General features: G+C 62.4%; 17 protein-coding genes. 15 read left to right on the top strand and 2 right to left on the bottom strand.

What is annotated here, in order from left to right; genetic code table 11:
- Positions 1 to 111 precede the first annotated feature (111 nt).
- From pdhA to LAC81_RS06130, 10 genes are all read left to right on the top strand, one after another.
- Positions 112 to 1,158, top strand: a complete 1,047-nt coding sequence (pdhA, locus tag LAC81_RS06085; RefSeq protein WP_113537697.1) for a pyruvate dehydrogenase (acetyl-transferring) E1 component subunit alpha — start codon at positions 112 to 114, stop codon at positions 1,156 to 1,158.
- Between the two features lie 17 nt (positions 1,159 to 1,175).
- A complete protein-coding gene (locus tag LAC81_RS06090) occupies positions 1,176 to 2,546 on the top strand; it encodes a pyruvate dehydrogenase complex E1 component subunit beta (protein WP_223727095.1) in 1,371 nt (456 codons plus the stop codon).
- A gap of 15 nt (positions 2,547 to 2,561) precedes the next feature.
- Entirely contained in the window at positions 2,562 to 3,899 is a 1,338-nt protein-coding gene (locus LAC81_RS06095) for a pyruvate dehydrogenase complex dihydrolipoamide acetyltransferase (RefSeq protein ID WP_223727096.1), read from the top strand.
- 66 nt (positions 3,900 to 3,965) lie between these two features.
- On the top strand, positions 3,966 to 4,607 hold the full coding sequence (locus LAC81_RS06100) for an SGNH/GDSL hydrolase family protein (RefSeq protein ID WP_223727097.1): 642 nt from the start codon (positions 3,966 to 3,968) through the stop codon (positions 4,605 to 4,607).
- Positions 4,608 to 4,609: 2 nt separating this feature from the next.
- On the top strand, positions 4,610 to 5,191 hold the full coding sequence (locus tag LAC81_RS06105) for a GNAT family N-acetyltransferase (protein WP_223727098.1): 582 nt from the start codon (positions 4,610 to 4,612) through the stop codon (positions 5,189 to 5,191).
- Positions 5,192 to 5,209: 18 nt separating this feature from the next.
- Positions 5,210 to 6,655, top strand: a complete 1,446-nt coding sequence (lpdA, locus tag LAC81_RS06110; protein ID WP_223727099.1) for a dihydrolipoyl dehydrogenase — start codon at positions 5,210 to 5,212, stop codon at positions 6,653 to 6,655.
- Between the two features lie 74 nt (positions 6,656 to 6,729).
- Positions 6,730 to 6,981: a GlsB/YeaQ/YmgE family stress response membrane protein gene (locus LAC81_RS06115; RefSeq protein ID WP_034795805.1), complete on the top strand. Its 252-nt coding sequence runs from the start codon at positions 6,730 to 6,732 to the stop codon at positions 6,979 to 6,981.
- Between the two features lie 130 nt (positions 6,982 to 7,111).
- Positions 7,112 to 8,080, top strand: coding sequence for a lipoyl synthase (gene lipA, locus LAC81_RS06120; RefSeq protein ID WP_113537691.1), 969 nt, complete (start codon positions 7,112 to 7,114; stop codon positions 8,078 to 8,080).
- A 152-nt stretch (positions 8,081 to 8,232) separates the two neighbouring features.
- The gene (locus LAC81_RS06125) at positions 8,233 to 8,799 is read left to right on the top strand and encodes an AAA family ATPase (RefSeq protein WP_223727100.1); all 567 of its coding nucleotides are present in this window, start codon (positions 8,233 to 8,235) and stop codon (positions 8,797 to 8,799) included.
- A gap of 9 nt (positions 8,800 to 8,808) precedes the next feature.
- Positions 8,809 to 9,258 (top strand): type II toxin-antitoxin system RatA family toxin, encoded by a 450-nt coding sequence (locus LAC81_RS06130; RefSeq protein WP_113537689.1) that lies wholly within the window; start codon positions 8,809 to 8,811, stop codon positions 9,256 to 9,258.
- Here LAC81_RS06130 and LAC81_RS06135 read toward each other — a convergent pair.
- Together LAC81_RS06135 and LAC81_RS06140 are read right to left on the bottom strand one after the other, a co-directional pair.
- Complete coding sequence (locus LAC81_RS06135) at positions 9,246 to 9,743, bottom strand: CinA family protein (protein WP_223727773.1); 498 nt, start codon at positions 9,741 to 9,743, stop codon at positions 9,246 to 9,248. The genes LAC81_RS06130 and LAC81_RS06135 overlap by 13 nt on opposite strands.
- Positions 9,743 to 10,948, bottom strand: a complete 1,206-nt coding sequence (locus LAC81_RS06140; protein ID WP_223727774.1) for a bifunctional 2-C-methyl-D-erythritol 4-phosphate cytidylyltransferase/2-C-methyl-D-erythritol 2,4-cyclodiphosphate synthase — start codon at positions 10,946 to 10,948, stop codon at positions 9,743 to 9,745. The genes LAC81_RS06135 and LAC81_RS06140 overlap by 1 nt, the downstream gene beginning before the upstream one ends.
- A gap of 213 nt (positions 10,949 to 11,161) precedes the next feature.
- Here LAC81_RS06140 and dusB point away from each other — a divergent pair, with 213 nt between their 5' ends.
- The 5 genes from dusB to ntrX all read left to right on the top strand — a co-directional run bounded on the left by dusB (position 11,162) and on the right by ntrX (position 18,651).
- Positions 11,162 to 12,205 carry a tRNA dihydrouridine synthase DusB gene (dusB, locus tag LAC81_RS06145; RefSeq protein ID WP_223727101.1) on the top strand — a complete coding sequence of 348 codons (1,044 nt, stop codon included), beginning with the start codon at positions 11,162 to 11,164 and terminating at the stop codon, positions 12,203 to 12,205.
- Complete coding sequence (locus LAC81_RS06150) at positions 12,202 to 13,353, top strand: two-component system sensor histidine kinase NtrB (protein WP_223727102.1); 1,152 nt, start codon at positions 12,202 to 12,204, stop codon at positions 13,351 to 13,353. The genes dusB and LAC81_RS06150 overlap by 4 nt, the downstream gene beginning before the upstream one ends.
- Positions 13,350 to 14,804: a nitrogen regulation protein NR(I) gene (gene ntrC, locus LAC81_RS06155; protein WP_113537684.1), complete on the top strand. Its 1,455-nt coding sequence runs from the start codon at positions 13,350 to 13,352 to the stop codon at positions 14,802 to 14,804. The genes LAC81_RS06150 and ntrC overlap by 4 nt, the downstream gene beginning before the upstream one ends.
- 222 nt (positions 14,805 to 15,026) lie before the next feature.
- Complete coding sequence (locus LAC81_RS06160) at positions 15,027 to 17,297, top strand: sensor histidine kinase NtrY-like (protein WP_223727103.1); 2,271 nt, start codon at positions 15,027 to 15,029, stop codon at positions 17,295 to 17,297.
- Positions 17,287 to 18,651, top strand: a complete 1,365-nt coding sequence (gene ntrX / locus LAC81_RS06165; protein ID WP_113537682.1) for a two-component system response regulator NtrX — start codon at positions 17,287 to 17,289, stop codon at positions 18,649 to 18,651. Before LAC81_RS06160 ends, ntrX begins: the two co-directional genes overlap by 11 nt.
- Positions 18,652 to 18,700: the final 49 nt, after the last annotated feature.

The raw sequence follows: 18,700 nt of genomic DNA on the forward strand, positions 1-18,700 counted from the left end.
TGAAGTAAATTCAATTACTTGCGTGGAATGCGAGCCATGCAAATATGGCATTGCTGTGGCCGCGTTCTTTCCCTATGGTAACCGCAAAAGGCTAACCATTGGGAGGAACGAATGGCTCCGCGAAAATCCGCGTCCGTTTCCAGCCGCAAGAGTGCCGCAAAGCCGGCCAAGAAAGATTTCAACGGCGGCACCTTCGCCGACTTCTCCAAGGAAGAAGATCTGAAAGCCTACCGCGAGATGCTGCTGATCCGGCGTTTCGAGGAAAAGGCTGGCCAGCTCTACGGCATGGGCTTCATCGGCGGTTTCTGTCACCTCTATATCGGCCAGGAAGCCGTCGTCGTCGGCATGCAGATGGCGCTGAAAGAGGGCGATCAGGTCATTACCGCCTATCGTGACCATGGCCACATGCTGGCCTGCGGCATGAGCGCCCGCGGCGTCATGGCCGAACTCACCGGTCGTCGCAGCGGTCTTTCCAAGGGGAAGGGCGGCTCGATGCACATGTTCTCCAAGGAAAAGCACTTCTACGGCGGTCACGGCATCGTCGGCGCCCAGGTGTCGCTCGGCACCGGTCTTGCCTTCGCTAACCGCTATCGCGGCAACGACAATGTGTCCGTTGCCTACTTCGGTGACGGCGCGGCCAACCAGGGCCAGGTCTACGAAAGCTTCAACATGGCGCAGCTCTGGAAGCTGCCGGTGATCTACGTGATCGAGAACAACCGTTATGCCATGGGTACTTCCGTTTCGCGAGCTTCTGCCCAGACCGACTTCTCGCAGCGCGGCGTCTCCTTCAACATTCCGGGCTTCCAGGTCGACGGCATGGACGTGCGTGCGGTCAAGGCCGCCGGCGACGAGGCGGTTGAGCATTGCCGCTCGGGCAAGGGTCCGATCATCCTTGAGATGCAGACCTACCGCTATCGCGGCCACTCGATGTCCGACCCGGCGAAGTACCGTTCGAAGGACGAAGTGCAGAAGATGCGCTCGGAGCATGACCCGATCGAGCAGGTGAAGGCACGTCTGACCGAAAAGGGTTGGGCGAACGAGGACGAGCTGAAGCAGATCGACAAGGACGTCCGCGACATTGTTGCCGACAGCGCCGATTTTGCCCAGGCCGATCCGGAGCCGGATGCATCCGAGCTCTACACCGACATCCTGCTTTGATCCGGGGAGGGACAAACATGCCAGTAGAAATTCTTATGCCCGCCCTTTCCCCGACCATGGAGGAAGGCACGCTCTCGAAATGGCTGAAGAACGAGGGGGACAAAGTGTCCTCCGGCGATGTCATCGCCGAGATCGAGACCGACAAGGCAACGATGGAAGTCGAAGCCGTCGATGAAGGCACGATCGGCAAGCTGCTGATCGCCGCCGGCACCGAAGGCGTCAAGGTCAACACGCCGATCGCCGTGCTGCTGCAGGATGGCGAAGGCGCTGGCGACATCGCCGCTCCGAAGGCCGAAGCTCCAAAGGCCGCCGACGCCGAAGCCCCGGCTGCTGCCGCATCGGCTCCGGTCGCTGCCCAGCCGAAGGTCGAGGTCGCTGCCGATCCGGCCATCCCGGCCGGCACCGAAATGGTGACGATGACCGTCCGCGAAGCGCTTCGCGACGCCATGGCCGAAGAAATGCGCGCCAGCGACGATGTCTTCGTCATGGGTGAAGAAGTCGCCGAATACCAGGGCGCCTACAAGATCACGCAAGGCCTGCTGCAGGAATTCGGCGCCCGCCGTGTCATCGATACCCCGATCACCGAGCACGGCTTTGCCGGCGTCGGCGTCGGCGCTGCCATGACCGGCCTTCGCCCGATCGTCGAGTTCATGACCTTCAACTTCGCCATGCAGGCGATCGACCAGATCATCAACTCCGCTGCCAAGACGCTCTACATGTCCGGCGGCCAGATGGGCGCGCCGATCGTCTTCCGCGGCCCGAGCGGTGCCGCGGCCCGCGTGGCCGCACAGCACTCGCAGTGCTACGCCGCCTGGTACAGCCATATCCCCGGCCTCAAGGTCGTCATGCCCTACACGGCTGCTGACGCCAAGGGTCTGCTCAAGGCCGCGATCCGCGATCCGAACCCGGTCATCTTCCTCGAAAACGAAATCCTCTACGGTCACTCCTTCGAAGTGCCGAAGCTTGACGATTTCGTGCTGCCGATCGGCAAGGCTCGTATCCACAAGGTCGGCAAGGACGCAACGATCGTCTCCTTCGGTATCGGCATGACCTACGCCGTCAAGGCAGTTGCCGAACTTGAAGCCCAGGGCATCGACGTCGAGCTGATCGACCTGCGTACGATCCGCCCGATGGACCTGCCGACGGTCATCGAATCCGTCAAGAAGACGGGCCGCCTCGTCACGGTCGAAGAAGGCTACCCGCAGTCGTCTGTCGGCACCGAAATCGCGACCCGCGTCATGCAGCAGGCCTTCGACTACCTTGACGCCCCGATCCTGACGATCGCCGGCAAGGATGTGCCGATGCCTTACGCCGCGAACCTCGAGAAGCTCGCGCTTCCGAACGTCGCAGAGGTTGTCGATGCGGTGAAAGCCGTTTGCTACAAATAAGGGGAGGGCCCTTCGATGCCTATCAACATCACAATGCCTGCCCTCTCCCCAACAATGGAAGAAGGCAATCTGGCCAAGTGGCTGGTCAAGGAAGGCGATAAGGTCAAGTCCGGCGACGTGATTGCCGAGATCGAGACCGACAAGGCGACGATGGAAGTCGAAGCCGTCGACGAAGGCACCGTTGCCAAGATCGTCGTCCCCGCCGGCACCGATGGCGTCAAGGTCAATGCGCTGATCGCTGTGCTCGCCGCCGATGGCGAGGATGTCGCCACGGCCGCCAAGGGTGGCAATGGCGCGGCAGCACCGGCACCTGCCGCCAAGGCGGAAGCGCCTGCGCCGGCAACGCCGAGCGCCCCGGCAGCGGCTCCCGCCGCTGCGCCGGCTGCAGCCCAGCCGGCCAAGGCCGAGGGCGGCGCACGCGTCTTTTCCTCGCCGCTCGCACGCCGTCTGGCCAAGGACGCGGGTATCGACCTGTCGGCAGTGGCCGGCACCGGTCCGCACGGCCGCGTCGTCAAGAAGGACGTCGAAGCCGCCGTTTCCGGTGGTGCTGCCAAGCCCGCCGCCGCACCGGCCGCCGGCGCTGCTGCTCCTGCAGCCGCACCGCTTGCCAAGGTCCCGTCGGACGACGCGGTTCTCAAGCTGTTCGAGCCGGGTTCCTACGAACTCGTGCCGCATGATGGCATGCGCAAGACGATCGCCAAGCGTCTCGTCGAATCCAAGCAGACGATCCCGCACTTCTACGTGTCGGTCGATTGCGAACTCGATGCGCTGCTGGCGCTGCGTGCCCAGCTCAATGCCGCTGCGCCCGAGCAAGGTGGCAAGCCGGTCTACAAGCTCTCCGTCAATGACATGGTCATCAAGGCTCTGGCGCTGGCACTGCGTGACGTTCCGAACGCGAACGTCTCCTGGACCGAGAGCAACATGGTCAAGCACAAGCACGCCGACGTCGGCGTTGCCGTGTCGATCCCGGGCGGCCTGATCACCCCGATCATTCGCCAGGCGGAGCTGAAGAGCCTGTCGGCCATCTCCAACGAGATGAAGGACCTCGGTCAGCGCGCCAAGGACCGCAAGCTGAAGCCCGAGGAATACCAGGGCGGCACCACGGCGGTCTCCAACATGGGCATGATGGGCGTCAAGAACTTCGCCGCCGTCGTCAACCCGCCGCATGCAACGATCCTCGCGGTCGGTGCGGGCGAGGAGCGCGTCGTCGTCAAGAACAAGCAGATGGTCATCGCCAATGTCATGACCGTCACGCTCTCGACCGACCATCGCTGCGTCGATGGTGCGCTCGGCGCCGAACTGCTCGGAGCCTTCAAGCGCTACATCGAAAACCCGATGGGCATGCTGGTCTGAGTTGGATAGGGACCGGCCTTCGGGCCGGTCCGTTCCTTTTCGCGCAGCCGAAGGCGGGCCCTGACGATGAAAACAGTTCTCTGCTATGGCGACAGTCTGACCTGGGGCTACGATGCCGCGGATGGTGGTCGCCACGCGCTTACCGATCGCTGGCCGAGCGTTTTGCAGAAGGCCCTGGGATCCGACGTCCAGGTTATTGCCGAGGGGCTGAACGGCCGCACCACGGCCTATGACGACCATCTCGCCGATTGCGATCGCAATGGCGCGAAGGTGCTGCCAACCGTCCTTCACAGTCACGCCCCGCTCGATCTCATCATCCTGCTGCTCGGCACCAACGACATGAAGCCGGTGATCCACGGAACCGCCTTCGGCGCCGTGAAGGGCGTCCAGCGACTGGTCAAACTCATTCGCAGGCATGACTGGCCTGTCGAGAGCGAAGATGGCCCGGAGATTTTGATCGTCGCGCCGCCGACGCTTTGCGAAACCGCCGATGCCGGGTTTGCTGCGATGTTTGCCGGCGGGGTCGAGCAGTCGGCGATGCTCGCGCCGCTTTATCGCGATCTCGCGGACGAGCTTGATTGCGGTTTCTTCGATGCCGGATCGGTTGCTCAGACCACGCCGCTCGATGGCGTGCATCTTGATGCAGAGAACACGCGTGCGATCGGCCGCGGCCTCGAGCCGGTCGTGCGGATGATGCTCGGGGTCTAGGGATGGCGGGGGGCGTCACCATACGTCCGGCGGAAAGGCGTGAGGCGGCGGAGCTTGCCATCCTCGTCGATATTGCCGCGCATGGCTTTGCCTCCTGGCTCTGGTACGGCGCCGTCCTCCATGGAGTGGCGGACACGGCTTTCGAGCGTGGCCGCAACAAGCTGCGGGAAGAGCCAGGACCGGGGAACTGGCGCGACGCTCTGGTCGGCGAAATCGATGATGAGGTTGCCGGTCTGACGGTCGGCTATGCGATCGGCCCGGAAGTGCTGGAGATCGTCGCCAAGCACCCGGCTTTGGAACCCTTGCTGGAGCTGCAGAGGCAGGTTGTCGGCCACTGGTTCATCGAGAGCCTCGGCGTCTATCGCCATCAGCGCGGCCGCGGGGTCGGCAAAGCGCTCCTGGCAAGGGAATTCGAACGCGCCGGATCGGCGCCGGTGAGCCTGATCACCGAGAGCCACAATGACAGGGCTCAGGCACTATACAGGGCAAACGGTTTCGGCGAGGCAGCGCGCGCCGAGGCGGTTCCGCTCTTTGAGGAAAGCAAGAAACACGACTGGGTGCTGTTCACCCGCAAGGTCGCTTGAGACAAAGGCAGGAAACACATGGCTGAGAATTACGACGTCATCGTCATCGGTTCGGGTCCGGGGGGCTATATCGCCGCCATCCGTGCGGCACAGCTTGGTTTGAAGACCGCGGTCGTCGAGCGCGAGCATCTGGCCGGAATTTGCTCCAACTGGGGCTGTATCCCGACCAAGGCGCTGCTGCGCTCCGCCGAAGTTCTCCACTACGCCCAGCATCCGGGCGCCTATGGCGTGAAGATCGAAGGCACGGTGACGCCGGACCTGAAGGCGATCGTCGCCCGTTCGCGCGGCATCGCCGAGCGCATGAACGGCGGCGTCGGCTTCCTGATGAAGAAGAACAAGGTCGACGTGATCTGGGGCGAAGCCAAGCTGACGAAGCCAGGCGAGATCGTCGTCGGCAAGGCGACGAAGCCGGTGGTCCAGCCGCAGGCGCCGCTGCCGAAGAACACCAAGGGCGAAGGCACCTACACCGCCAAGCATATCATCATCGCGACCGGCGCCCGTCCTCGCGCGCTGCCGGGCATCGAGCCCGATGGCAAGCTCATCTGGACCTATTTCGAGGCGATGAAGCCCGAGGAAATGCCGAAGTCGCTGCTGGTCATGGGCTCAGGCGCGATCGGCATCGAATTCGCCTCCTTCTATCGCACCATGGGCGTCGACGTGACCGTTGTCGAAGTCATGCCGACCGTCATGCCGGTCGAAGACGCCGAGATCTCGGGCATTGCCAAGAAGCAGTTCGAAAAGCAGGGCATGAAGATCCACCTTCAGGCCAAGGTAACGAAGGTCGAGAAGGCTGCCAACTCGGTGACCGCCCATGTCGAGATGAAGGATGGCAAGGTCGAGAAGATCACTGCCGATCGCATGATCTCGGCTGTCGGCGTCCAGGGCAATATCGAGAACCTCGGCCTCGAAACGCTCGGCGTGAAGACCGACCGCGGATGCATCGTCATCGACGGCTACGGCAAGACCAATGTTCCCGGCGTTTATGCGATCGGAGACGTTGCCGGCCCGCCGATGCTCGCCCACAAGGCCGAACATGAGGCCGTCATCTGCGTCGAAAAGATCGCAGGCCTTCCGAACGTCCACCCGATGGACAAGCTGAAGATCCCAGGCTGCACCTATTGCCACCCGCAGGTCGCTTCCGTCGGTCTCACAGAAGCCAAGGCAAAGGAACTCGGCCGTGACATCCGCGTCGGCCGCTTCCCCTTCGTCGCAAACGGCAAGGCGATCGCGCTCGGCGAGGACCAGGGCCTGGTCAAGACGATCTTCGACAAGAAGACCGGCGAACTGCTCGGTGCCCACATGGTCGGCGCCGAAGTCACCGAGCTCATCCAGGGCTTTGTCGTCGCGATGAACCTCGAGACGACCGAAGAAGACCTGATGCACACGATCTTCCCGCATCCGACGATCTCGGAGACGATGAAAGAAAGTGTGCTCGACGCATACGGCCGCGCGCTCAACGCCTGATAGTTTCGGCGGCCGCGTTTTTGGTGTATTTTTGGCATTGCTAATGGGCACATTTTCAATGCACGGAGACCAAAATGAGCGTGAACGGCGTCGGTATCTTGGCTGCGATCATCGTCGGCGGTTTGGCCGGGTGGCTCGCGGAGAAGTTCATGGGCAGCAGCATGGGGCTGATCATGAACATAGTGCTCGGCATCATCGGTGCGGTGGTGCTGAATTTTGTCCTGGCGGCCTTCGGCATGGCCTATGCCGGCTGGGTCGCCTACCTGATCATCGGCTTCATCGGCGCATGCCTGTTGATCGCCGCTGGTCGGGTCGTAAAACGATAGTCTGCCGGGCCATCTGCGCTTCCGTCGGGCATGTGCTTAAGACGGCCTGACATTTCTGGTCGGGCCGTCTATATAGAGCGAAAATGGGTCAACCGGCCTGATGCCGGCCCACCGCGACGAGGAAGACAGTATGGTAACGGTGTTCGATGCCGTCTCTGACCGGGCGCAACGCGTCCGCCATCCGGAAAAGGCGCACAAGCCCGATACGGAAGTTATGCGCAAGCCGGAGTGGATCCGCGTCAAGGCGCCGATGTCCAAGGGCTACCAGGAGACGCGAGAGCTGGTGCGTTCGCACAAGCTCGTCACGGTCTGTGAAGAAGCGGGCTGCCCGAACATCGGCGAGTGCTGGGACAAGAAGCACGCCACCTTCATGATCATGGGCGAGATCTGTACCCGCGCCTGCGCCTTCTGCAATGTCGCCACCGGCAAGCCGAATGCGCTCGACATGGAAGAGCCGGCCAACATCGCCAAGGCCGTCAAGCAGATGGGCCTCAGCCACGTGGTCATCACCTCGGTCGACCGCGACGATCTGGAAGATGGTGGCGCCGAGCACTTCGAGAAGGTGATCTGGGCGATCCGCGAAGCGTCGCCGGCGACGACGATCGAAATCCTGACGCCGGACTTTCTGAAGAAGCCGGGTGCGCTGGAACGCGTCGTTGCCGCCAAGCCCGACGTCTTCAACCACAACATGGAAACCGTACCGGGCAATTACTTGACGGTCCGTCCAGGTGCGCGCTATTTCCACTCCGTCCGCCTGTTGCAGCGCGTGAAGGAACTGGACCCGACCATGTTCACCAAGTCCGGCATCATGGTCGGCCTCGGCGAAGAGCGTAACGAAGTGCTGCAACTGATGGACGACCTCAGAACCGCGGATGTCGACTTCCTGACGATCGGCCAATACCTGCAGCCGACGCGCAAGCACCACAAGGTCGAAGCGTTCGTGACCCCCGAGGAGTTCAAGTCCTACGAGACCGTCGCCTACACCAAGGGCTTCCTCATGGTTTCCTCGAGCCCGCTGACGCGCTCGTCGCACCATGCCGGCGACGACTTCGCCCGCCTGAGGGCCGCGCGCGAGAAGAAGCTGCAGGCCGCTGAGTAAAGCGGAGCAAGGTCCTTGAGAACCATGGACTCCGGCGCTTGCGCCGGAGTTTTTGTTTTGGCGAAGTGTATGGGGCGACAACCGGCCGTTCGCGCAAAGCTTGCATCATTGGGTCCGATCGCCTAACGGCTGTCTCTGGAGGAGGCGAGCCGATGCCGCGATATCTGAACAACTGGGACGAGGCGGCGGCGCATCTTGCAAGCGCGCAACGCATTCTGGTGGTCGGCTGCTCCGGCAGCGGCAAGAGCACGCTATCCGCTCAACTGTCCGAACGGCTCGGCCTGCCGCACCTGGCGATGGACCGGGAGTTCTTCTGGTTGCCGGGATGGAAAATTCGGCCGCGGCAGGAAATGCTCGCGCTGATCTCGAAGGCCGCCGCCGGCGAGTGCTGGATCATGGATGGCACCAGCCCGAAGACCCTGCCGCTCCGCCTGCCACGCACCCATGTGGTGATCTGGACGCGGCTGCCGCGCTGGGTGTCGCTGCGCGGGGTGTTCTGGCGCTGGTTCACCTATTGGAAGAAGACCCGGCCGGACATGGCTGACGATTGTCCGGAGAAGGTCGATCTCGATTTCCTGCGCTACATCTGGAACTTCGAGCGCAGGGATGCGGTTGAGATAGAGACGCAACTGGCCGGTCATTCAAACCTGCCGGTTCTCGTGTTGAAATCGCACGCGGAAACGGCGTTCCTACTTGCTAAGATAAAGCGGGGCGACTAGCTCTCGATCATGCCGCATTTCGAAACCAACCACGTCGTCAAGCACAGTGCCGACCAGATGTTCGATCTCGTCGCCGATGTCGAACACTATCCCGAGTTCCTGCCGCTCTGCGAAGCGCTGACCGTGCGCTCGCGCAAGGAGCGCGACGGCAAGGTGTTGCTGTTGGCCGACATGACCGTCGGCTACAAGGCGATCCGCGAGACTTTCACGACGCAGGTGCTGTTGAACAAGGCCGAGCGCGTCATCGACGTCAAATACATCGATGGACCGTTCAAGTATCTCGACAACCGCTGGCGCTTCGAGCCGTCCGGCGAGGGGCAGTCGATCGTGCATTTCTACATCGACTACGAGTTCAAGAGCCGCATTCTCGGCGCTCTGATGGGTTCGATGTTCGACCGTGCCTTCCGAATGTTCTCCGACGCGTTCGAAAAGCGCGCCGACAAAATCTATTCCGCCTGAGCGATTTCCGAGAGCATGTCGAGCGCGGTGCGGACGGTGGCAAGCCGGATGCGGCTGCGGCCGATGTCGCCATAGCGCATCTCCCGATGCAGGATCTCGCCGTTTCGCCCGGACGCAGCAAGGTGCACGAGGCCGACGGGCTTTTCGGCCGAGCCGCCGCTGGGGCCGGCAACGCCTGTGACTGCAACCGCGAAATCCGCCGCCGAATGCGAGACGGCGCCGCGTGCCATCTCGATCGCGGTCTCTCGCGATACCGCGCCGTGGGCGGCAAGTATGTCGGCCTCGACACCAAGCATCGCGACCTTCGCTTCGTTGGAGTAGGTGACGAACCCACGATCGACGACGGCGGACGAACCGGGAATCTCGGTCAAGGAACCTGCGATCAGGCCGCCGGTGCAGGATTCGGCGGTCGCGACCTTGAGGCCGCGTGCGGTGAACTTGGCGATGATTTCACCGGCTTTGACTTCGATATCGGCGGGCCACATCACGAAAGGTTCCCGTAAACCACGGTGGCCGTGGCAATGGCGGCGATGCCCTCATCACGGCCGACAAAACCCAAGCGCTCATTGGTCGTTGCCTTGACCGAACAGCGGTCGAGCGAAATCCCTAGCATCTCCGAGAGCTTTTCGCGCATCGTCAGCCGATGCGGGCCGACCTTCGGTGCTTCGGCTATCAGCGAGATGTCAGCATTGGTAATGATGCCGCCGCGCTCGCGCACGATCTTGGCCGCATGCTCCAGGAAAATGCGCGATGGCGCGCCCTTCCATTGTGGGTCGGACGGCGGGAAATGATCGCCGATGTCGCCGGCGCCGCAGGTGGCGAGGAGAGCGTCGGTCAGCGCGTGCAACGCCACATCGGCATCGGAATGGCCGGAAAGTTTCTTCGTGTGCGGGATGAAGACGCCGCAGAGCGTGACGCCGTCGCCTTCGATCAACTGGTGCACGTCGTAACCGTTGCCCGTGCGTACATCGGGCAGGGCGGTCCGATTGAGTTTCTCGTCGGCCATGGCGATATCCCTTCTCAGCGTAAGCTTGACGTTGTCGACCGTGCCCTCGACGAGGACGACCTTGAGGCCCGCCCATTCGGCGATCGAGGCATCGTCGGTAAAATCGGTGCGGCCGCTCTTGGTTGCATCCCGGTGCGCAGCAAGAATGGCCTGAAGATCGAATGTTTGTGGCGTCTGTGCGCCGTAGAGACCGTCGCGCGGCACAGTCTCAAGCACGACACTACCCTTGCCCGCGCGCTTCAGAGTGTCTGCAACTGCGACTGCGGGCAGCACGGCCTTGACGTCGTCGCGAAGTGCCGCTGCACAGCGCGAAAGCAGCGCATGATCGGCGAAAGGGCGCACCGCATCGTGGATCATCACATGGTGAGCGCCGATCTCTGCGAGGGTTTCGAGGCCGGCGAGCACGGACATCTGTCGGGTCGCGCCACCGTGGACGACAGTGACGGCACTTGCCACCGACCGTTTGCGTGCGGCATCGAACAGCGCCTCGTCATCCGGGTGAATGACGACGACGATTGGGCCGACGGCCGGCCATGTCGCGAAAGTGTCAAGCGTATGGGCGATAACGGGCCGGCCACCGATGGTTCGATACTGCTTCGGGCCTTCGGCAGATTGTCCGGCACGTTCGCCGCGTCCGGCTGCAACGATCACCACGCCGCACTTAAGCTGTTCTTGAGGCTGCATCTTCTGTATGAGGTCCCGCATTCGCCAATCTTCGCCGTGATGTACCGCGAAGGGGCGTGCTTTGCCAGCACTGCATAATTCCTTAGGTCGAACTTGCAGGGACCTTGGCGCGTCTTGAGTGGCTCGCGGCGCTGCAAGCCTGGAATTTTGCGCAAGGCGCCGAAATCGCTTGGCAAGCCCGAGAACAATGTCTAAAAATAGTGCAGTACCAACATGTGCCTGAAAGATATGCATTTGCCAATTCCGGCTCTCTCGTCACCTCTTCGGATCGGGACCATCGAAATCCGTAACCGGGTGGCGCTCGCCCCCATGTCCGGCGTCACCGATCTGCCGTTCCGGCGGCTTGCCTGGCGTTATGGCGCCGGCTTTGTCGTGACCGAAATGGTTGCGAGCCGCGAACTGGTCGGTAATGCCCAGGAGTCCTGGGCGCGGCTGAAGAATTCCGGCATCAAGCCGCACATCGTTCAGCTTGCCGGTCGTGAGGCGCACTGGATGGCGGAAGCCGCCAAGATCGCCGCTGACAATGGTGCGGATATCATCGACATCAACATGGGATGCCCGGCCAAGAAGGTAACGGGCGGCTACTCCGGCTCGGCGCTCATGCGCGATCCCGATCACGCATTATCGCTGGTCGAGGCGACCGTGAACGCGGTCGATGTGCCGGTGACGCTGAAGATGCGGCTCGGCTGGGACGAGAACTCGATCAACGCGCCGCTGATTGCGAAGCGTGCCGAAGCAGCGGGCGTCAAGGCGATCACCGTGCACGGCCGCACACGCATGCAGTTCTACAACGGCAAGGCGGACTGGGATGCCATCCGCCCGGTCCGTCAGGTCATTACTGTCCCGCTGGTCGCCAATGGCGACGTGGAGACGATCGCCGACGTCGAAGAGATCCTCCGTCGCTCGGGCGCAGATGCGGTCATGGCCGGCCGCTCGTCGCAGGGCCGTCCTTGGCACATCGGCTTTCTCGCCGGTGCCGTTGGGCACCCGTCTCAGGCGGAGGTCGCCGATATCTTTGCGGAGCACTACGAAATGATGCTCGAATTCTATGGCGTCGAGGTTGGCCTGCGGCACGCGCGCAAGCATGTCGCCTGGTATCTCGATCGCGCTGCCCCTGCCATGCCAGGCACGGAAAAGGCAGCAATCCTGACGTCGACCGATGTGCGCTTTGTCCGCGACCGGGCACGCGCCGCGATGCTGGATGCCGCTCCGGCCAAGTCGGAAGGTGAGGCGCTCGCAGAAGGAATTGCCGCATGAGTGAGAAACCGGGCGTTTCTGAAGCGGCCGCGAGCGGTCTGTCGATGGCGGTTCTGAATGCCATTCAGAATCCGGTAATCTTGGTCGATGCCAGTGGGCTGGTCGCCTTTGCGAACTGGGAGGCCGAATCATTTTTTGGCGCCAGCGCCAATCACTTGGCGCGTCACAACATCAGCGCCTTCATACCCTTCGGCAGTCCGTTGCTGACGCTGATCGAACAGGTGCGCGAACGGAAGGCGCCGGTGAATGAATACCGTGTCGACCTGAGCTCGCCGCGTCTCGGTGCCGACAAGCTCGTCGATCTCTATGTTGCCCCGGTTCTTTCCGAGCAAGGCGCAGTCGTCGTCGTCTTCCAGGAACGCTCGATGGCCGACAAGATCGACAGGCAGCTCACGCATCGCGGTGCCGCGCGCTCGGTGACCGGGCTTGCCTCGATGCTCGCGCACGAAATCAAGAACCCGCTTTCGGGCATCCGCGGTGCTGCGCAGCTGCTCGAAACCTCGGTCAATGATGAAGACAGGGCACTGACACGCCTCATCTGTGATGAGACAGACCGGATCGTCTCGCTGGTCGACCGCATGGAGGTGTTTTCAGACGAGCGTCCGGTGGATCGCGTGCCGCTGAACATCCATTCGGTGCTCGACCATGTGAAGGCGATCGCCAAGGCCGGCTTTGCCCGCCACATCAAGTTTGCGGAAAACTACGATCCGTCCTTGCCACCCGTCTATGCCAACCGCGATCAACTGGTTCAGGTGTTCCTCAACCTGATCAAGAACGCGGCTGAGGCGATCGGCGATCGCAGCGATGGCGAGATCGTGCTGACGACGGCCTACAGGCCGGGCATTCGTCTGTCGGTCGCCGGAACGCGCGAGAAAATCTCGCTGCCGCTGGAGTTCTGCGTGCACGACAATGGACCGGGCGTGCCGTCGGATCTGCTGCCGCTGCTCTTCGATCCTTTCATCACCACCAAGACCAACGGCTCCGGCCTGGGGCTCGCGCTGGTTGCCAAGATCATCGGCGCCCATGGCGGGATCGTCGAATGCGACAGCCAGCAGAACCGTACCACCTTTCGTGTCCTGATGCCTGCCTCCAAGGGCCAGGCAGCGGATGAAGACGACATGCCGATGACAAAAGGAAACCTTGCATGACGGGTGCCACGATCCTCGTCGCGGATGACGACGCAGCCATTCGCACCGTGCTGAACCAGGCGCTGAGCCGCGCCGGCTACGATGTCCGCATCACCTCCAATGCGGCAACCCTGTGGCGCTGGATCGCGGCAGGCGACGGCGATCTCGTCGTGACCGACGTGGTGATGCCAGACGAGAATGCCTTCGATCTGCTGCCACGCATCAAAAAGGCGCGGCCCGATCTGCCGGTGCTGGTCATGAGCGCGCAGAACACCTTCATGACGGCGATCAAGGCTTCGGAGAAGGGTGCCTACGACTATCTGCCGAAGCCCTTCGACCTGACCGAACTGATCGGCATTATCGGCCGGGCGCTGTCTGAGCCCAAGCGTCGCCCGGCGAAGCTCGACGACGACACCCAGGACGGTATGCCGCTGGTCGGCCGTTCGGCGGCGATGCAGGAAATCTACCGGGTGCTGGCGCGCCTGATGCAGACGGATCTGACGCTGATGATCACCGGCGAGTCCGGCACCGGCAAGGAGCTCGTCGCCCGCGCGCTGCATGATTATGGCAAGCGGCGCAACGGTCCGTTCGTGGCGATCAACATGGCGGCGATCCCGCGCGATCTGATCGAATCGGAGCTTTTCGGTCACGAGAAAGGCGCCTTCACCGGTGCTCAGGTGCGCTCGACCGGCCGTTTCGAGCAGGCCGAGGGCGGCACGCTCTTTCTCGACGAGATCGGCGACATGCCGATGGACGCACAGACCCGTCTTTTGCGGGTGCTGCAACAGGGCGAATACACGACCGTTGGCGGCCGCACGCCGATTCGCTCGGACGTGCGCATCGTGGCGGCGACCAACAAGGACCTGAAGCAATCGATCAATCAGGGCCTGTTCCGCGAAGATCTTTACTATCGCCTCAACGTCGTGCCGTTGCGTCTGCCGCCGCTGCGTGACCGCGCCGAGGATATTCCGGACCTCGTGCGCCACTTCGTCCAGCAGGCGGAAAAGGAAGGGCTCGACGTCAAACGTTTCGACCACGAAGCGTTGGAATTGATGAAGGCGCACGCCTGGCCGGGAAACGTGCGCGAACTGGAAAACCTGGTGCGCCGCCTGACGGCGCTTTATCCACAGGACGTGATCACCCGCGAAATCATCGAAAACGAGCTGCGTTCGGAGATACCGGACAGCCCGATCGAAAAGACCGCAGCGCGGCCTGGCTCACTCACCATCTCCCAGGCCGTCGAAGAGAACATGCGCCAATATTTTGCAAGCTTCGGCGATGCTTTACCGCCGGTCGGCCTCTATGATCGGGTGCTTGCCGAAATGGAGTATCCGTTGATCCTTGCGGCGCTCACCGCAACCCGTGGTAACCAGATCAAGGCGGCCGATTTGCTCGGCCTCAACCGTAACACGCTGCGCAAGAAAATCCGCGAACTTGGCGTTTCGGTCTATCGCAGCTCACGCAGCGCTTGACTTGATCACAGCCACCGTTGCATTTTCGCCACAATGCGTTGCTTGAACGTGTGACGATCGCCGAATCGCGTGTCGTTGCCGTCTCGTTCAATCGATTTGACCCAATTGATTGAGTGGGGGCGCAACGCCGCAGCCCGTTTGGGCGGTGAGGTCAACCTTTGACCAGAGAATGCTAGCAAGAGATGCCGTCGCCAGCAGGCGCCGGTTGGGGGAACGCTTTTCATGGTGGATGCAATGGCCTTGCCGCTGGGCACAGATGAGGGACTCGCGGCGCAGGACCGGCGCGCGTCCTTTGCCCTGCCGGGGCTGATGCTGGCGACCGGGGCCCTGGTCTGTGCCACCGTCTCGTTGATCATCCTTCTCGGATTGACGCCGATACGGCTGGAACGAAATGTCGTCATCGCCTGCGCCGCCATCAACAGCCTGTTCGTCGTCGGTCTGATCTACCTGATCGCCCGCGAAATCCTGCGGCTGCTGCGGGCCCGCAGCAAGGGCCGCGCTGCTGCGCGCCTGCATGTGCGTATCGTTGCGCTGTTTTCGATCGTGGCGATCACGCCGGCGGTGCTCGTCGCGATCTTTGCCAGCATCACCCTCGATGTCGGCCTCGATCGCTGGTTTTCGCTTCGAACCCAGGCGATCGTCCGCTCGTCGATCAACGTCGCCCAGGCCTATGTGCTCGAGAATGCCAGCTATCTGCAGGGCCAGACCGTGTCGATGGCCAACGACCTCGAACGCAACCGGCAGCTCTATAGCCTCGATCGCACCGGCTTCACGGAACTGATGACCCGCCAGGCACGTGGCCGCGGTATGCTTGGCGCATTCCTGGTTCGTGCAGATGGCAGTCCCATCATTCAGGCCAACATCTCCACGGACCGTCCGCTGCCCTCCATTCCGCCGGACGCGCTGAAAAGCTCGGTATCCGGCCAGCCGACCCTGATCCCGCCAGGGGTCACCAACCTCGTTGGTGCCGTGATTCCGCTCGATGACATCCCGGGCACCTATCTCTACACGGTTCGCAACGTCGATCCGGAAGTGATGCGCTCGCTGCGGCTGATGGAAGAGAATACGGCCGAATACAAGATGCTCGAGGCCGGACGGACCTTCACGCAGATCGCCTTTGGCGTTCTCTACATCGGCTTTGCGCTCATCGTTCTCCTCGCCGCAATCTGGACCGCGATCGCTGTCGCCGACCGGATCGTCAGGCCCATTCGTCAGTTGATCGGCGCCGCCGACAGCGTCGCCTCGGGCAACCTTGATGTCGTCGTTCCGGTCCGCGCCGTCGACGGCGACGTCGGCAACCTGTCGCGCACCTTCAACAAGATGGTTTCGGAGATCCGCAGCCAGCAGGAACAGATCCTGGAAGCCAAGGACGAGGTCGATCATCGCAGCCGCTTCATCGAGGCAGTGCTCTCGGGCGTGACCGCAGCGGTGATCGGTGTCGGTCGAGATCGGCAGATCACCATCGCCAACTCGTCTTCTGAAGAGTTCCTGAAGAAGACGGCGCCGGAGCTCCTCGGTGCAGACCTGCGTGCCGTGGCACCGGAGATCGAAGAGGTCCTGGTGGAGGCCGAAAGCCGCCATCGCAACGACTACCGCAAGCAGATCAACATCATGCGCGGCGGAACCGAGCGGACGCTGAACGTTCAGGTGACACGCGAAGAGGGCGGCGAGTCGAACGAGTCCTACGTCATCACTATCGACGACATTACCGACCTCGTCATCGCGCAGCGTTCGACCGCATGGGCAGATGTCGCGCGCCGCATCGCGCACGAGATCAAGAACCCGCTGACCCCGATCCAGCTTTCTGCCGAGCGGCTGAAGCGGCGCTACGGCAAGCAGATCAATCAGGAAGACAAGGCCGTTTTCGACCAGTGCACCGATACGATCGTGCGCCAGGTGGAAGACATCGGCCGCATGGTTGACGAGTTCTCCTCCTTTGCGCGCATGCCGAAGCCGACGAAGGAAAAGGCAGATCTCCGCGGGATACTGAAGGATGCGATGTTCTTGCGCGAGATGGGCAACAATCACATCGATTTCGTACGGGACCTCGGCGAAGAGCCGCTTGAGGGGCTGTTCGATGGGCGCATGCTCGGCCAGGCCTTCGGTAACATCGTCAAGAACGCCGTCGAATCGATCGAGGCGGTGCCCGCGGATGCCGTACGCGGCCATCCGATGATCGTCGCGCGGGCGCGAACCGACACAGCCACGGGCCGCTTTATCGTCGACATCATCGACAACGGCAAGGGCCTGCCGACGGAGAACCGGCACAGGATTCTGGAGCCATACATGACGATGCGCGAGAAGGGCACGGGCCTCGGCCTCGCCATCGTCAAGAAGATCATTGAGGACCATGGCGGACAATTGGAATTGCACGACGCGCCGGCCGATTTTGACGGCGGTGTCGGGGCGATGATCCGCGTGATCCTGCCGCCTGCTGGAGAAGCCGCGGGCGAAGACAGTTTGAAGGATAAGGGTGCGAGCGATGGCCGCTGATATTCTAGTTGTTGACGATGAGGAAGATATCCGCGAGATCGTATCCGGTATCCTCTCTGACGAAGGGCACGAAACCCGCACCGCCTTCGACAGCGACAGCGCGCTGGCAGCGATCAGCGATCGTGTGCCGCGTCTGGTCTTCCTCGATATCTGGATGCAGGGAAGCCGCCTCGACGGTCTGGCACTGCTCGACGAGATCAAGGGACGCTATCCGGACCTCCCCGTCGTGATGATTTCCGGCCACGGCAACATCGAGACCGCAGTAAACGCCATCAAGCGTGGCGCCTACGATTTCATCGAGAAACCTTTCAAGGCGGACCGGCTGATTCTGATCGCCGAGCGCGCGCTCGAAAACTCCAAACTCAAGCGGGAGGTTTCGGAGTTGAAGAAGAAGTCCGGCGACCCCGTGGAACTGATCGGGACGTCGGTTGCCGTGTCGCAGCTTCGTCAGACGATCGAGAAGGTCTCGCCGACCAACAGCCGCATCATGATCCAGGGTCCATCCGGGTCGGGCAAGGAACTGGTCGCGCGGATGATCCACCGCAAATCGACGCGTTCTGCCGGTCCCTTCGTGGCCCTGAACGCTGCGGCAATTACGCCGGATCGCATGGAGATCGCACTTTTCGGCACCGAAGGCACGCCTGGCCAGCCGCGTCGCACCGGTGCGCTCGAAGAGGCCCATGGCGGTATCCTTTATCTCGACGAAATCGGCGAAATGCCGCGCGAGACGCAGAACAAGATCCTGCGGGTGCTGGTCGACCAGCAGTTCGAACGTGTCGGGGGCACCAAGCGCGTCAAGGTCGATGTCCGCATCATCTCCTCGACCGCCTACAACCTCGAAAACATGATCTCCGAAGGTCTGTTCCGCGAAGACCTGTTCCATCGGCTCGCCGTGATCCCGGTGCGGGTTCCGGCGCTCGCCGAGCGACGCGAGGACATTCCGTTCCTGGTCGACATGTTCATGCGTCAGGTCAGCGAGCAGGCGGGTATCCGCCCGCGAAAGATCGGCGACGATGCGTTGGCCGTGCTCCAGGCCCATGACTGGCCCGGCAACATCCGCCAGCTTCGCAACAATATCGAGCGCCTGATGATCCTTGCGCGCAGCGACGGTCCGGACACGCCGATTTCCGCCGACATGCTGCCGACGGAGGTGGGCGACACACTGCCCAAGATCTCGGCGCAGGGCGATCAGCACATCATGACGTTGCCGCTGCGCGAGGCGCGCGAAATGTTCGAGCGTGATTATCTGATCGCGCAGATCAACAGATTCGGCGGCAACATCTCCCGCACGGCGGAATTTGTCGGAATGGAGCGGTCGGCGCTGCATCGCAAGCTGAAGTCGCTGGGCGTCTGAGCCGATTGGCGTCTGGCCTTTACATCAGCGCTCCTGTAGTGGCGCGCGC

The sequence above is a fragment of the Ensifer adhaerens genome, assembly GCF_020035535.1.
Taxonomy (GTDB): domain Bacteria; phylum Pseudomonadota; class Alphaproteobacteria; order Rhizobiales; family Rhizobiaceae; genus Ensifer.

Coding starts and splice junctions, on each gene's coding strand:
- pdhA (WP_113537697.1), top strand. CDS start 112: ATGGCTCCGCGAAAATCCGCGTCCGTTTCCAGCCGCAAGAGTGCCGCA.
- LAC81_RS06090 (WP_223727095.1), top strand. CDS start 1,176: ATGCCAGTAGAAATTCTTATGCCCGCCCTTTCCCCGACCATGGAGGAA.
- LAC81_RS06095 (WP_223727096.1), top strand. CDS start 2,562: ATGCCTATCAACATCACAATGCCTGCCCTCTCCCCAACAATGGAAGAA.
- LAC81_RS06100 (WP_223727097.1), top strand. CDS start 3,966: ATGAAAACAGTTCTCTGCTATGGCGACAGTCTGACCTGGGGCTACGAT.
- LAC81_RS06105 (WP_223727098.1), top strand. CDS start 4,610: ATGGCGGGGGGCGTCACCATACGTCCGGCGGAAAGGCGTGAGGCGGCG.
- lpdA (WP_223727099.1), top strand. CDS start 5,210: ATGGCTGAGAATTACGACGTCATCGTCATCGGTTCGGGTCCGGGGGGC.
- LAC81_RS06115 (WP_034795805.1), top strand. CDS start 6,730: ATGAGCGTGAACGGCGTCGGTATCTTGGCTGCGATCATCGTCGGCGGT.
- lipA (WP_113537691.1), top strand. CDS start 7,112: ATGGTAACGGTGTTCGATGCCGTCTCTGACCGGGCGCAACGCGTCCGC.
- LAC81_RS06125 (WP_223727100.1), top strand. CDS start 8,233: ATGCCGCGATATCTGAACAACTGGGACGAGGCGGCGGCGCATCTTGCA.
- LAC81_RS06130 (WP_113537689.1), top strand. CDS start 8,809: ATGCCGCATTTCGAAACCAACCACGTCGTCAAGCACAGTGCCGACCAG.
- LAC81_RS06135 (WP_223727773.1), bottom strand. CDS start 9,743: ATGTGGCCCGCCGATATCGAAGTCAAAGCCGGTGAAATCATCGCCAAG.
- LAC81_RS06140 (WP_223727774.1), bottom strand. CDS start 10,948: ATGCAGCCTCAAGAACAGCTTAAGTGCGGCGTGGTGATCGTTGCAGCC.
- dusB (WP_223727101.1), top strand. CDS start 11,162: ATGTGCCTGAAAGATATGCATTTGCCAATTCCGGCTCTCTCGTCACCT.
- LAC81_RS06150 (WP_223727102.1), top strand. CDS start 12,202: ATGAGTGAGAAACCGGGCGTTTCTGAAGCGGCCGCGAGCGGTCTGTCG.
- ntrC (WP_113537684.1), top strand. CDS start 13,350: ATGACGGGTGCCACGATCCTCGTCGCGGATGACGACGCAGCCATTCGC.
- LAC81_RS06160 (WP_223727103.1), top strand. CDS start 15,027: ATGGTGGATGCAATGGCCTTGCCGCTGGGCACAGATGAGGGACTCGCG.
- ntrX (WP_113537682.1), top strand. CDS start 17,287: ATGGCCGCTGATATTCTAGTTGTTGACGATGAGGAAGATATCCGCGAG.